The following is a 13061-nucleotide window of genomic DNA, read 5'->3' on the forward strand; positions in this document are numbered from 1 at the left end:
GTGCTCTCCGCTAGGAGCTACGACGGTCCACCGCGTCCAGGACGCGCCGCGCCATCGGGTGCGTACGCACCATGCCCGCCAGGGTCGTCGAGCCGCGGGTGATGTCCGCGAAGGCCTTCCAGGCCGGGCGGAAGCCGGTGATCGCGGCGTGCAGCATCGTCGGGCGCTTCTCGAACAGCGTCAGCATCCGGCGGCCCACGCCCATCTCGACACCGAGGCCCGCCTTGATGGCGAACGCGTAGTTCAGCGCCTGGCGGCGGGCGTCCACGGCGTCCTGGGACTCCGCGATCCGCACCGCCCACTCGCCCGCGAGCCGCCCCGAGCGCAGCGCGAACGAGATGCCCTCCCGGGTCCACGGCTCCAGCAGCCCCGCCGCGTCCCCGCACACCAGGACCCGGCCGCGGGACAGCGGCGAGTCGTCGCTGCGGCACCGGGTCAGATGCCCCGACGAGATCGCGGGCTCGAAGCCGGCCAGGCCGAGCCGGGCGATGAAGTCCTCCAGGTACCGCTTGGTCCCGGCACCCTCGCCGCGCGCCGAGATCACCCCGACCGTGAGAGTGTCGCCCTTGGGGAAGACCCAGCCGTAACTCCCGGGCATCGGCCCCCAGTCGATGAGCACCCGGCCCGCCCAGTCCTCGGCGACCGTCGCGGGCACCGGGATCTCCGCCTCCAGGCCGAGGTCCACCTGGTCGAGCTTGACGCCGACATGGGCTCCTATGCGGCTCGCGCTGCCGTCGGCGCCGACCACCGCGCGCGCCAGGACGGTCTCGCCGCCGGCCAGGACGACCGCCACCGTACGCCGGTCGGGCACCGCCGAGCCGTGCTGCTCGACGCGCTGGACGGTCACTCCGGTGCGCAGCTCGGCGCCCGCCTTCTGGGCCGCCTCGACCAGACCGGCGTCGAACTCCGCCCGATTGATCAGGCCGAACAGCATCTGCCGGGAGCGGCGGGTGCGGGTCAGTTTGCCGTTGAGGGAGAAGGTGACCGCGTGCACCCGCTCCTTCAGAGGCAGTTCGAACCCGGGCGGCAGGGCGTCCCGCGACGGTCCGATGATGCCGCCGCCGCACGTCTTGTAGCGGGGCAGCTCGGCCTTCTCCAGGAGGAGCACCCGCCGGCCCGCGACCGCCGCCGCGTAGGCCGCCGAGGCCCCCGCCGGTCCGGCACCGACCACGACGACATCCCACACGGGCGAGGCCCCCGGCTCGTCGTGCTGCGTCCCGGCATCTGCGTTCTCGCTGCTCACGATGTGCTTCTGCTCCTGATCCGACCCGTGGTCAAGCTGACGACGGCATCCTACGGCGCGGTAGGGCCCGGCCACCCTGTGGGAGGATCGGCCCTACCTTCGTCATACATTCACGTGCACTTGCGTACACGTACATCAACGTCGCACCCACGAGGAGCGTGCCCATGACCGCGAATCCGATCGCCGAGACCGTCGCCTCACTGATGCCCCGCGCACAGGCGGAGCTCACGGAACTGGTGGCGTTCCAGTCGGTGGCGGACGAGGCGGTGGCGCCCAGGAGCGAGTGCGAGGCGGCCGCGGCGTGGGTGGCCGGGGCGCTGCGCGACGAGGGTTTCCAGGACGTGGCCCTGCTCGACACCCCCGACGGCTCCCAGTCGGTCTACGGCTACCTGCCCGGCCCGGCGGACGCGCCCACCGTGCTGCTGTACGCGCACTACGACGTCCAGCCGATGCTGGACGAGTCCGCGTGGCTGAGCCCGCCGTTCGAGCTGACCGAGCGCGACGGCCGCTGGTACGGACGCGGGGCCGCCGACTGCAAGGGCGGCTTCATCATGCACCTGCTCGCGCTGCGCGCCCTGAAGGCGAACGGCGGCGTCCCGGTCTCCGTGAAGGTGATCGTCGAGGGCTCCGAGGAGCAGGGCACCGGCGGTCTCGAGCGGTACGCCGAGGCGCACCCCGAGCTGCTGACGGCCGACGCGATCGTCATCGGGGACACGGGCAACTTCCGGGTCGGTCTGCCGACGGTCACCGCGACCCTGCGCGGCATGACGATGATCCGGGTGCGGATCGACACGCTCGAAGGCAACCTGCACTCGGGCCAGTTCGGCGGCGCGGCGCCCGACGCGCTGGCCGCGCTGATCCGCGTACTGGACTCGCTGCGGGACGAGAGCGGGCAGACGGTCGTCGAGGGGCTGCCCGCCGACGCCTCGTGGGACGGGCTGCAGTACCCGGAGGGCGAGTTCCGCAAGGACGCCAGGGTCCTGGACGGGGTGGGGCTGCCCGGCGCGGGCACCGTGGCCGACCGCATCTGGGCGCGTCCGGCCGTCACCGTGATCGGGATCGACTGCCACCCGGTGGCGGGCGCGACCCCGTCCATCCCGGCGAGCGCGCGGGCGCAGATCAGCCTGCGGGTGCCGCCGGGCCAGGACGCGGCCGAGGCGACCAAGCTGCTGTTCGCCCACATCGAGAAGCACACCCCGTGGAACGCGCGGGTCTCCTTCGAGCAGGTCGGCCAGGGCCAGCCGTTCCGCGCGGACATCACCAGCCCCGCGTACACCTCGATGGCCGAGGCGATGCGGATCGCGTACCCGGGCGAGGAGATGCAGTCCTCCGGCATGGGCGGCTCCATCCCGCTGTGCAACACCCTGGCCGCGCTCTACCCGCAGGCCGAGATCCTGCTGATCGGGCTGAGCGAGCCGGAGGCGCAGATCCACGCGGTGAACGAGAGCGTGTCGCCGCAGGAGCTGGAGCGGCTCTCGGTCGCGGAGGCGCACTTCCTGGTCAACTACGCGGCCTCCAAGCAGGCGTGACGAAACGTCACGCCCTCCCGGGGGCGTGACGGACCACCTCACGCTCTGGGCGGAATCGCGCAGAGCGTAGATCCATGCGACGGACGCGACCGCCGCCGTACGTTCGTCGCATGGATCTCGTACGGATTACCGATGAACTGCACATGTTCCGCTTCCCCATCGGCCAGGCGTATCTGTGGCGCGACGGGGACGAGTTGACGCTGGTGGACGCGGGGGATGTGAACGCCGCCGCGCCCATCGAGGAGGCGATACGCGGCCTGGGGCTCGCCCCGGCCGCCCTCCGCCGGATCGTGATCACCCATGGCCACCGGGACCACTACGGCGCGGCCGGGGAGCTGGCCGAGCGGTACGGGGCCGAGGTGGTCGCCCACCCGCTGGACGCGCCGGTGATCCGGGGCGAGCGGCCGGTGCCGGAACCGGATCTGCTGGAGTGGGAACTTCCGCTGTACGAGCACGCGTTGGCGGTGCCGGAGGCACCCCCGACGCGGGTCGACCGCGAGGTCGAGGACGGGGAGGTGCTCGACTTCGGCGGCGGCGCGGTGGTGGTCCACTCCCCCGGCCACACCGACGGCTCGATCGGCATCCATCTGCCGCGCCACGGCGTGCTCTTCACCGGCGACTGCGTGGCCGGGGTGGGCCAGGTGATGCTGGGCGTCTTCAACGTGGACCGGGCCCGCGCGCAGGCGTCCTTCCGCCGTCTCGCCGCGCTCGCCCCGTCGGTGGCGTGCTTCGGGCACGGGGACCCGCTGACGCTGGACGCGGCGAAGGTGCTGAGGGAGACGGCGGAACTGGACTGACGGACGGCGACCGAGTGGGACTGGCGCCTGCGGCGCCTCAGCCCACCGGCACCCCCGCCTCCAGGTTGAGCACCGTCGACTTCTCCCGGGCCCGCAGCGCCCAGCGCAGCCGTTCGTAGCGGGCGGGCGGCAGCAGTCGGGACGCCTCCTCCTCGCCGACGAACCGCCAGTCGCGCAGTTCGGAGCCCGGCAGCAGGACCTGCCCGGCCCCGGCGCTGTCGAGCCGGCCGCCGTCGAAGAGCAGCCGCAGCCCGCCGTAGCCGGGCGGGGCGGGCGGCTCCCAGTCGACGACCAGGAGCCGGGGCACCCGGTCGAGCCGTATGCCTATCTCCTCCTCGACCTCACGCATGCCCGCCCGGGCGGGCGCCTCGCCGCGCTCCACCACACCGCCGGGGAACTCCCAGCCGGGCTTGTACGTCGGATCCACCAGGAGCACCCGGTCGCTCTCGTCGAAGAGCAGCACCCCGGCGGCGAGCGTCTCGGCGGTCGGCTCCGGGGTCTGGACGATCTCGCTGACGGCGGCGGCTCCGGTGCGTACGGCCTCGGCGATGCGCTCGGCGGTCTCGCGCGGGGTGAGCGCGCCGTTGTCGACGGCGTGGGCGTCCCCGGTCAGCCAGCCGAGGGCGGCCAGGTAGGGCGCGATGTGCTCGTACGCCCACTGGCGGCAGCGCTCGCTGGCCTCGGGGTCGTCAGGGACTTCGACACGGGCGGCGATCCGGTCGCGCAGGATCGTTTCCTCATGCGTCAGGAGCACATGCCGCACCGGTATGCGGCGAGAGGCGAGGCCGCCGAAGATCTCGTCGCGGTACTCCTGCCGCAGCAGCGTCATGGGCACCACGAGCACCCCACCGACCTCGGCGAGCAGCGCGGCCGCGCCGTCCACCACGAGCCGCCGCCACATGGGCAGGTCCTGGTAGTCGCCGACCTCGGCGAGCCGCTTCTGCGGCAGCAGGTACCGGAGCGCGCCGCCGATCACCTCGGGGTCGTACAAGGTGCTGTTCGGGATCAGGTCGACCAGTTCGCGCGCGGTGCTGGTCTTGCCCGCGCCGAACGCACCGTTGATCCAGACGATCACGGTTTCCCCCTCTTCCATAGCCCCCAGTGGATTGCCCGCAACAGAGTGCCACGGAAACCCCGGGGCGGAACCGGGCGTCCTGATCTTGCACACAACTGTGGCACCCCTGTTGCACGTTGCCCGAGCCTTTCCGGCCGCGCGACGCGTCCTCCTCCATGAGCACCGGCCACGGGGGGCCGTAACGCATCTGATGGGAACATCGTTGTGCGAGTGCCGGAAGAGAGTGAGGGGGTGCGACGAATGCGTCGTACTGTGCTGGAGCGCTTTCCCGCGGGCGGCCCGCGCGGCAGCTGGCCCGCCGAGGAGTTCGCCCGCGACCGCCGCGACGAGGGCGTCCCGGCGGAGGTCGTGATGGACCTGGAGTCGGACACGTTCCTGGTGGTGGTGCACCAGTACAGCCCGGAGACGGCGCACTGAGCCCCGCCCCGGCCTATCGGTAGAAGACCGCGACGCCCCCGTGGTGCGAGCAGGCACCCTGGTGGTGGGCGGCGTACGAGAACGTACCGTCGTTGCAGAGCGCGGTGGCCCCACCGTGGTCGTCGCCACTGGAGTCGTCGGAGCCACCTGACCCACCCGAGTCGTCCGAGCCGCCGGACGTACTGGACCCACCGGTCACCCCGGAGCCGTCCACGTCGCCCGAGCCGTCGGACGCGTCTCCTCCGCCGCCCGTACCGCCGCTGTCCGGCGTGGTCGTGAGCGACAGCAGCGGAGCCGGATCGGTCGGCGTGGGAGTGGGCGTCGGGCTCTCGCTGGTGGCGAGGGCCGCCGGGGTCTGCGACGACTGGCTGGGTACGACCGTCTCACCCGCCTTCCCGTCCCCGGAGTCACCGCCTCCGCACCCGGTCAGGGCGAGCGCGGCGGCCGCGACGAACCCGGCGGCGAGGGTGGAGATGCGTGCGTGCTTCATGTGGCCCCCCTGGGCGGTGAGACGGCCATCTCACCGCCACAGAGAGTCGCGGGTGACGGTAGTTGCGCATTCGTTACCGCATGGATTCAGCCAGTTGACCGACAGTTGTTCGCTTTGTGTGCGGACGTGCGCTCTACCCCTTGCTCGACCCCAGCGTCAGCCCCGCGATGAAGTGCCGCTGGAGCAGCAGGAACACCAGGATCGTCGGGAGGGCCACTATCACCGAGCCCGCCGCCAGCAGGTTGTAGTCCGTGAAGAACTGGCCGCGCAGGTTGTTCAGGGCCGAGGTGACCGGGAGTTTGTCGCCGTCGGACATGAAGACCAGGGCCCACAGGAAGTCGTTGTACATCCAGGTGAACTGGAGCGTGGCCAGGGCCGCCAGGGCCGGGCGGCACAGGGGCAGGGTGATGCGCCAGTACTGGGTCCACACGCCCGCGCCGTCGACGATCGCCGCCTCCAGGATCTCCTGCGGCAGGGTGCGCATGAAATTGGCCAGGACGAAGACGCAGAAGCCGATCTGGAAGCCGATGTGGACGAGGATCACGGCCCAGTACGAGTCGAACATCGTCATCGAGTCGGACATCCAGTACGGCAGCGGGATGCGGTTGAACAGCACGTACAGCGGGGTGACGATGACCTGTTGGGGCAGCAGGTTCCCGGCCGTGAACAGCATCAGCAGGACGATGCCGCCGCGCAGCCTGAGGCGGGAGACCGCGAAGGCCACGAAGGAGGCGAGGAACAGCGTCACCAGGACGCCCGGCACCGCGATGATCATCGTGTTGACGAAGTACTTCGTCATGCCGGAGTCGCTGAAGGCCTGTTTGTAGTAGTCGAAGGAGAGGTGCTTGGGAAGCGAGAAGTAGCCGTACTTCGACGTCTCGTCGTACGGGCGCAGCGACGCGTAGACCGCGAGCAGCAGCGGCGCCAGGAAGGCCAGCGAGACGGCCATCAGGAAGGCGTGCACGCCCAGGCGGCCGGGGCGCACCCGGCGGCGCCGGGCCGGGGGCGGCGCGGGCCGGGTGGTGACGGGGGCGGCGGGTGCGGTGTCCACGGTCATCGGCTCTTCTCCCCTCGGATCTCCTGGACCAGGTACGTCACGACGAACCCGAGGGAGACGGTCAGCAGCACGACGGCGATGGCGGAGCCGAAGCCGATGCGGCTGGCCTCGCCGATGATGTTGTCGGTGACGAGTACGGAGAGCACTTCGAGCCCGTTGCGGCCGTGGTTGACCGCGTACACGATGTCGAAGGCCCGCAGCGACTCGATGACGGTGATCACGCCCACGATCACGTTGACCGGGCGGAGGGTCGGCAGCACGACCCGGAAGAAGGTCTGGGCCTCGCCGGCGCCGTCGATCGCCGCCGCTTCCTTGAGCGTGGGGTCCACGGCCTTCAGCCCGGCGAGGTAGAGGATCATCACATAGCCCGTGTGCCGCCAGGCCGCCGCCAGCAGGATCATCCAGATGTTGAGGTCCGGGTCCCCCAGCCAGTCGGTCGGGTTCTGCTTGTCGCCGACGAGCGCGTTCAGCGCGCCCTGGTCGCGGGAGAAGACCAGTTGGGCGATGAAACCGACGACGGCGAGCGACAGCACGACCGGCATGTAGAGCGTCGACTGGTAGAAGCGGCTGAAGCGCACGCCCCGGTCGATCAGCACGGCGAGCAGCAGCCCGAACGGGACGGCGACGAGGCCGAGGAACGCCAGCCACATCAGGTTGTGGCGGACCGCCGGCCAGAACGGCGGGTAGTTGGTGAAGATGTTGGTGTAGTTCTCCGTACCGACCCATTTGATGTCGCCGATCCCGTCCCAGCTGGTGAAGGAGAGGACGACGGAGGCGAGGGTCGGGCCCCACACGATGGCGAGGTCGAGCAGTACGGGTATGCCCAGCAGCACGCCGAGGACGACGAGGTCGCGGGCGGTGAACCGCCGCGGCCCTCGTCGTCCGGCGCGCCGTGCGGAGGTGAGCGCCACGGCTGAGTACTCCAAGTCGGTGCGGGGGAAGGCCAATCGACGTCGGTCGGCTGTCAGTCCGCGGCGAAGATCGTCTTCCGCTGCCGCTCGATGTCGTTGACCAGCCCGTCCACGTCGTTCGGGTTGCCGATGAACTTCTGCAGTGCCGGGATCATCACGGTCGAGGAGAAGTCCGGCCGGGTGTCACGGTCCATGAACTGCGAGATCTGCTTGGCACCGGAGATCAGCTCCACGGACTTCTTCTGGAGCGCGCTGTACTTCGAGGTGTCCGCCCCGCTGTTGACCGCGATGTTGTTGGGGTCACTGGCGAGGTAGATGTCCTCGGCCTTCGGCGTCGCGAGCCACTTCAGGAGGTCCTTGGCGCTCGCCAGGTTCTTCGCGTTCTTCAGGTTCTTGGAGTTCTTGGCGAGCAGGAACCCGTCGATCGGCGCCTCGACCGCGTCCAGACCGTGCTCCGGGTTGATGACCGGGAACGGGAAGAAGTCGAGGTCGTCCTGCTCGGACACCGGGAACTGCTGCCCCGCGTGCGGCAGTCCGAAGACCGCCATGCCCGACTCCTTCTTCTGCAGGCTCTGCGCGGCCTCCTGCCAGGTGCGGCCGTTGGCGCCCTTCTGGCAGTACGGGAGGATCCTGCGCCAGGTGTCGAAGGCCTCCTTGACCCGCTTGTCCGTCCACGCCTCCTTGCCCGCCATCAGATCGCGGTGGAAGTCGTAACCGTTGGTGCGCATGTTGATGTAGTCGAACGTGCCCATGACGGGCCAGCCGTCCTTGTCGCAGAACGCGATCGGTACGAGCTTGTCCTTCTGCATCTGCTTGGCGAGCGCGATGTACTCGTCGAGCGTCTTGGGCGCCTGGTACCCGTGCTCCTTAAAGACGCTTTTGCGGTGGAAGACCGCCCACGGGTAGTAGTAGTACGGCGTGAGGTACTGCTTGCCGTCCTCACCCGTCGACTGCGCCTTCAGCGCCGGCGAGAAGCCCTGGAAGTCCTGCCACAGGTCGCTGATGTCGTGCAGCAGCCCCTTCTTGGCGAAGAACTGCATGCGGTTCCCGGCGAACCACATGAACACGTCGTCGGGCTTGCCCTGGAGATAGCGGTTGATGTTCTCCTGGAAGGTGTTGTGGTCGACGGTGTTGACCTTGACCGTGCGGCCTTCCTCGGACTGCTCCCCGTACGCCTTGAAGGCGTCCGCGAACGCCTTCTTCGGCACCGCGTCCGAGGAGTTGGAGCCGACCCGGACCGTCTTGGCGTCGCCCCCGGGCCCGCTGTCGCAGGCGGAGAGCAGGGAGGGGAGGGTGACCGCCCCGGCGCCGAACGCGGCGCTCCGCAGGAGACCCCGTCGGGACATCCGATGTCCCGCCACGCTCCCGGGTACAGCAGGACCTTTGAACGATGACTGAGCCATGTCCCCCTCCTTCGGGGTGCAACCCAACACAACCGAACGCGTGGCTTGGATCACACCCCCAAGTGAGGGGGACGTCAAGGGTTTTGACGCGACTCCGAGTAACCGTTACCAGTTCTGTTCCAACAGACTCCAACAAGCTCTACCGCAAACGCGCGTCGGCACAGCAGAGCGAGAGAGGGCGCTGAATCGGTTCATCCGACGCGGAACCGGAGGAAGGTGATGAGGAGTTACCTTCCCGCCCGCACCGCCCGGCGGGGAGTCGTCGGAGCGCTGGCCGCGGCGGCCGCGGCGCCGACCAGGCCCGCGTCCGTGCCCATCAGGGCGGGGGCGACCTTGAGGCCCTGGACGAAGGAGAGCGTGGCGTAGTCGTGGAGGGCGCGGCGCAGCGGCGCGAACAGGATGTCGCCCGCTCCGGCCACTCCCCCGCCGATCACCGCGATCTCGATCTCCGTCAGGGTCGCGGTCGCCGCGATGCCCGCCGCGAGCGCCTGCGCGGCCCGCTCGAACGAGGCCAGCGCGACCGGGTGCCCGGCGCGGGCGGCGGCGGCCACCGCGGCGGCCGAGGTGTCGCCGTCGGGCCCCGGCGTCCAGCCGCCCTCAAGGGCGCGGCGGGCGATGTTCGGCCCGCTGGCGATCCGCTCCACGCAGCCGCGCGCCCCGCACGGACAGGGGTCGCCGTCGAGGTCCACGCTGATGTGGCCGATGTGGCCCGCGTTGCCGGTGGGGCCCGGGTGGAGGCGGCCGCCGAGGACGAGGCCGCCGCCGACACCGGTGGAGACCACCATGCACAGCGCGTTGTCGTAGCCGCGGGCCGCGCCCAGCCAGTGCTCGGCGGCGGTCATCGCCACCCCGTCGCCGACGAGCTCGACGGGGAGAGCACCGGTCGCCGCCCGCACCCGCGCCACCAGCGGGAACCCGCGCCAGCCGGGGATGTTGACCGGGCTGACCGTCCCGTTGGACGCGTCGACCGGGCCCGCGCTGCCGATCCCCAGCGCCGTGACCCGCCCCCACAGGGCGGATCCGGCCAGCTCCGCGAGGACCTCGTCGACGGCTCGCGCCACCGTCTCGCCGTCCTCCTGGGCGGGGGTCGCCCGCTGGGTCCGTACGAGCAGTCGGCCGTCGGCGTCCACCAGCGCCCCGGCGATCTTGGTGCCGCCGATGTCGAGCGCGGCGACGAGGTCGGTCTGCATCGGTGTCGGATCTCCTGGTGGGCGAGGGTGCCAAGCTGGCCGGAGGAACAGTCTCCATTCACCTGACAACGTTGTCCAGGGCCTATGCTCGACGCCACACCACGATCCACTCGGATCCGCCCCGGACACCCCGCGCACAGCGCCCCGGGCCCGCTGAGCCCCCGACGACGACAGGACACCGCACGTGGCCGAGACCGCCCGCCACCATGAGCCCCGCTACGGCATCCGGCCCACCATGAAGGATGTCGCCGCCCGCGCCGGTGTCGGGCTCAAAACGGTCTCCCGGGTGGTCAACGGCGAGGCCGGGGTCACCCCGGACACCGAGCGCCGGGTGACGGAGGCCATCGACGCGCTGGGGTTCCGCCGCAACGACAGCGCGCGCGTGCTGCGCAAGGGGCGCACCGCCTCGATCGGACTGGTCCTGGAGGATCTGGCCGACCCGTTCTACGGGCCGCTCAGCCGCGCGATCGAGGAGGTCGCCCGGGCGCATGGGGCGCTGCTGATCAACGGCTCCAGCGCCGAGGACGCCGACCGCGAGCAGGAGCTGGTGCTCGCGTTCTGCGCCCGCCGGGTGGACGGGCTGATCGTGATCCCGGCGGGCGGCGACCACCGCTATCTGGAGCCCGAGATAAAGGCCGGGGTGGCGACCGTGTTCGTGGACCGTCCGGCCGGGCGGATCGACGCCGACGCGGTGCTCTCCGACAGCTTCGGCGGCGCCCGCGAGGGCGTCGCGCACCTGGTGGCGCACGGCCACCGCAGGATCGGCTTCATCGGCGACCAGCCGCGCATCCACACCGCCACCGAGCGGCTGCGCGGCTACCGGGCGGCGATGGAGGAGGCGGGGCTCGAGGTGGCGGACGCCTGGGTCGCGCTCGGCTCCACCGAGCCCGAGCGCGTCCGCGCGGCCGCCGAGGCGATGCTCAGCGGCCCCGAGCCCGTCACCGCGATCTTCGCGGGCAACAACCGGGTGACCGTGACGGCGGTACGGGTCCTGGCGGGCCGCGAGCACCCGGTCGCCCTGGTCGGCTTCGACGACATCGAGCTGGCCGATCTGCTCGGCATCACCGTCATCTCGCAGGACTCCGCGACGCTGGGCCGCACGGCGGCGGAACGGCTCTTCCGCCGCCTCGACGGCGTCGACGAGGCCCCCGCGCGCGTGGTGCTGCCCACCACGCTGATCGCCCGGGGCTCGGGCGAGATCCCTCCCCCGCCCGGCGCCTAGCCGGTCAGCACACCGGCAGCCCCGGCACCGGCGCGTTGTTGGCGCCGCCCTTGAGGTAGACCACGCTCACATAGACGTTGGTGTTGCCGCTGTCGTCGTCGGTGCGCGCCCAGTACGTGTTGGTCCACTTCCCGTACGTCTCGCGGCGGCCCAGGTCGACCTGGCAGTAGAAGTAGTTGGTGCCCGCGTTGAGCACGCCCATCTCGCCGCCGTCGTGCCGGTAGCTCTTCGCGGTGCGCCACACCTGGCAGTTGGACTTGCCCCCGCCGATGGGCTGGCAGGACGGGGCCGGTGTGGAGCCGGTGCCGCCGCCCGCCGCACCTCCGGCGCCGCCCGGGGTGGCGGTGGCGTGGCCGCCCGTCGGCGCCTTGCCCGGAGTGGTGCCGCCCTTCTCGCCGGATCCCTTGTCGCCCGTACCGCCCTTGCCGTCCTTGGCGGGGCGGCTCGCACCGGGCGAGGCGGAGGCGCGGCCGTCCTTGCCGGTCGGACCGGGGCTCGCGGCACTCGCCCCGCCGCCGTTCCACGCGCCGCCCGTGCCGTCCTGGGCGCCGGACGCCGACGGGCTCGCGCCGGACGCCGAGCCGACGGCCTGCTGCCGGGTGCCGTCGTCGTCCCCGGTGCCCACCAGGGCGTACGTGACACCGGCGCCCGCGAGGACGACGGCCGCGACGCCCGCCGCGACGAAGGAGCGCCCGCGTCGCCGGGGCGGCTCCACGGTCGTGGTCGGCTGCTGGGTGACCACCGGGCCGAAGCCCTGGGGCCGGTGCGGCAGCACGTCCCGTACGGTCGCCTCGCGCGGCGGCGCGACGGGCTGCGGCACGGGCGCGGAAGACGCGTGCGGGACACCCGGGTCCCGGCCCTCGGCCACCGCCGCCAACAGCCGGGCCGCCGTGTCCGCGTCGGGACGGCGGGCCGGGTCCTTGTGCATCAGCTCGCGCAGTACGGGCCCGAGCGGCCCCGCCCGTACCGGCTCGGGCAGCGGCTCCGCCACGATGGCGGAGAGCGTCGACCAGGTGGAGGTGCGGCGGAAGGGCGAGGAGCCCTCCACCGCCGCGTACAGCGTGGCGCCCAGCGCCCAGACGTCGGAGGCGGGGCCGGGGTCCTGGCCCTGGGCGCGCTCGGGCGCCAGGTAGTCGAGGGAGCCGACCAGCTCGCCGCTGCGGGTCAGATGCGTGGCCGAGCCGTCGCCCGGGTCGTCCATGGCGGCGATGCCGAAGTCGGTGAGGACGACCCGGCCGCCGCGCTCCAGGAGGATGTTGCCGGGCTTCACGTCGCGGTGCAGGACGCCCGCGCGGTGGGCGGCGGCGAGCGCCTCCAGGACCCGGGCCCCTATGGCGGCCGCCTCGCGCGCGTCCAGCGCGCCGCGCTCGGCCAGGACGCCGTCGAGCGAGGGTCCCTCGACGAGCTCCATGACGATCACCGGGCGGCCGTCGTGCTCGGTGACGTCGTGCACGGCGACGACTCCGGGGTGGCGCACGCGCGCGGCGGCCCGGGCCTCGCGCTGCATGCGCAGCCGCAGATCGCCCAGCTCGGGCGCGGACATGTCCGAATACGTACGCAGTTCCTTGACCGCGACCTCGCGGCCGAGCACCTCGTCGACGGCGCGCCAGACGACGCCCATCCCACCTCGGCCCAGCTGCTCGATCAGCCGGTAGCGGCCCGCGAGCCGGTCGTTCTCCCCCGAAGACACCGCTGCCCCGTTCCCTGTGGCGATTGTGGTCGCGTCC

General features: G+C 71.7%; 12 protein-coding genes. 4 read left to right on the top strand and 8 right to left on the bottom strand.

Translation table 11 applies throughout. The features are described from left to right. Window positions 1-10: 10 nt before the first annotated feature. Window positions 11-1243, bottom strand: coding sequence for a geranylgeranyl reductase family protein (locus IE252_RS22535; protein WP_190091256.1), 1233 nt, complete (start codon window positions 1241-1243; stop codon window positions 11-13). A 164-nt stretch (window positions 1244-1407) separates the two neighbouring features. Here IE252_RS22535 and IE252_RS22540 point away from each other — a divergent pair, with 164 nt between their 5' ends. Continuing rightward, window positions 1408-2772: a dipeptidase gene (locus IE252_RS22540; protein WP_190091257.1), complete on the top strand. Its 1365-nt coding sequence runs from the start codon at window positions 1408-1410 to the stop codon at window positions 2770-2772. A 110-nt stretch (window positions 2773-2882) separates the two neighbouring features. Beyond that, entirely contained in the window at window positions 2883-3569 is a 687-nt protein-coding gene (locus IE252_RS22545; RefSeq protein ID WP_190091258.1) for an MBL fold metallo-hydrolase, read from the top strand. A gap of 37 nt (window positions 3570-3606) precedes the next feature. Here IE252_RS22545 and IE252_RS22550 read toward each other — a convergent pair whose 3' ends face one another. After that, window positions 3607-4644: an NUDIX hydrolase gene (locus IE252_RS22550; RefSeq protein ID WP_190091421.1), complete on the bottom strand. Its 1038-nt coding sequence runs from the start codon at window positions 4642-4644 to the stop codon at window positions 3607-3609. A 240-nt stretch (window positions 4645-4884) separates the two neighbouring features. Between IE252_RS22550 and IE252_RS22555 the strand changes: the two genes are divergently transcribed. Continuing rightward, window positions 4885-5061 carry a DUF8839 family protein gene (locus IE252_RS22555; protein ID WP_190091259.1) on the top strand — a complete coding sequence of 59 codons (177 nt, stop codon included), beginning with the start codon at window positions 4885-4887 and terminating at the stop codon, window positions 5059-5061. A gap of 13 nt (window positions 5062-5074) precedes the next feature. On the opposite strand, the gene IE252_RS22560 is transcribed toward IE252_RS22555, so the two are convergent. The 5 genes from IE252_RS22560 to IE252_RS22580 all read right to left on the bottom strand — a co-directional run bounded on the left by IE252_RS22560 (window position 5075) and on the right by IE252_RS22580 (window position 10112). After that, window positions 5075-5551, bottom strand: coding sequence for a DUF3761 domain-containing protein (locus IE252_RS22560; RefSeq protein ID WP_190091260.1), 477 nt, complete (start codon window positions 5549-5551; stop codon window positions 5075-5077). A 133-nt stretch (window positions 5552-5684) separates the two neighbouring features. Next, on the bottom strand, window positions 5685-6608 hold the full coding sequence (locus IE252_RS22565) for a carbohydrate ABC transporter permease (protein WP_190091261.1): 924 nt from the start codon (window positions 6606-6608) through the stop codon (window positions 5685-5687). Then, window positions 6605-7519, bottom strand: coding sequence for a carbohydrate ABC transporter permease (locus tag IE252_RS22570; RefSeq protein ID WP_190091262.1), 915 nt, complete (start codon window positions 7517-7519; stop codon window positions 6605-6607). The genes IE252_RS22565 and IE252_RS22570 overlap by 4 nt, the downstream gene beginning before the upstream one ends. 53 nt (window positions 7520-7572) lie before the next feature. Beyond that, a complete protein-coding gene (locus IE252_RS22575; protein ID WP_190091263.1) occupies window positions 7573-8865 on the bottom strand; it encodes an ABC transporter substrate-binding protein in 1293 nt (430 codons plus the stop codon). Between the two features lie 284 nt (window positions 8866-9149). Then, window positions 9150-10112, bottom strand: coding sequence for an ROK family protein (locus IE252_RS22580; protein WP_190091264.1), 963 nt, complete (start codon window positions 10110-10112; stop codon window positions 9150-9152). 184 nt (window positions 10113-10296) lie between these two features. Here IE252_RS22580 and IE252_RS22585 point away from each other — a divergent pair, with 184 nt between their 5' ends. Then, window positions 10297-11334 (top strand): LacI family DNA-binding transcriptional regulator, encoded by a 1038-nt coding sequence (locus IE252_RS22585; RefSeq protein WP_190091265.1) that lies wholly within the window; start codon window positions 10297-10299, stop codon window positions 11332-11334. A gap of 4 nt (window positions 11335-11338) precedes the next feature. On the opposite strand, the gene IE252_RS22590 is transcribed toward IE252_RS22585, so the two are convergent. Continuing rightward, complete coding sequence (locus IE252_RS22590; protein ID WP_190091266.1) at window positions 11339-13024, bottom strand: serine/threonine-protein kinase; 1686 nt, start codon at window positions 13022-13024, stop codon at window positions 11339-11341. Window positions 13025-13061: the final 37 nt, after the last annotated feature.

This window comes from Streptomyces melanogenes (assembly GCF_014649795.1).
In the GTDB taxonomy this organism is placed as follows: Bacteria; Actinomycetota; Actinomycetes; order Streptomycetales; family Streptomycetaceae; genus Streptomyces; species Streptomyces noboritoensis.

Coding starts and splice junctions, on each gene's coding strand:
- IE252_RS22540 (WP_190091257.1), top strand. CDS start 1,408: ATGACCGCGAATCCGATCGCCGAGACCGTCGCCTCACTGATGCCCCGC.
- IE252_RS22545 (WP_190091258.1), top strand. CDS start 2,883: ATGGATCTCGTACGGATTACCGATGAACTGCACATGTTCCGCTTCCCC.
- IE252_RS22555 (WP_190091259.1), top strand. CDS start 4,885: ATGCGTCGTACTGTGCTGGAGCGCTTTCCCGCGGGCGGCCCGCGCGGC.
- IE252_RS22560 (WP_190091260.1), bottom strand. CDS start 5,551: ATGAAGCACGCACGCATCTCCACCCTCGCCGCCGGGTTCGTCGCGGCC.
- IE252_RS22565 (WP_190091261.1), bottom strand. CDS start 6,608: ATGACCGTGGACACCGCACCCGCCGCCCCCGTCACCACCCGGCCCGCG.
- IE252_RS22575 (WP_190091263.1), bottom strand. CDS start 8,865: ATGTCCCGACGGGGTCTCCTGCGGAGCGCCGCGTTCGGCGCCGGGGCG.
- IE252_RS22580 (WP_190091264.1), bottom strand. CDS start 10,112: ATGCAGACCGACCTCGTCGCCGCGCTCGACATCGGCGGCACCAAGATC.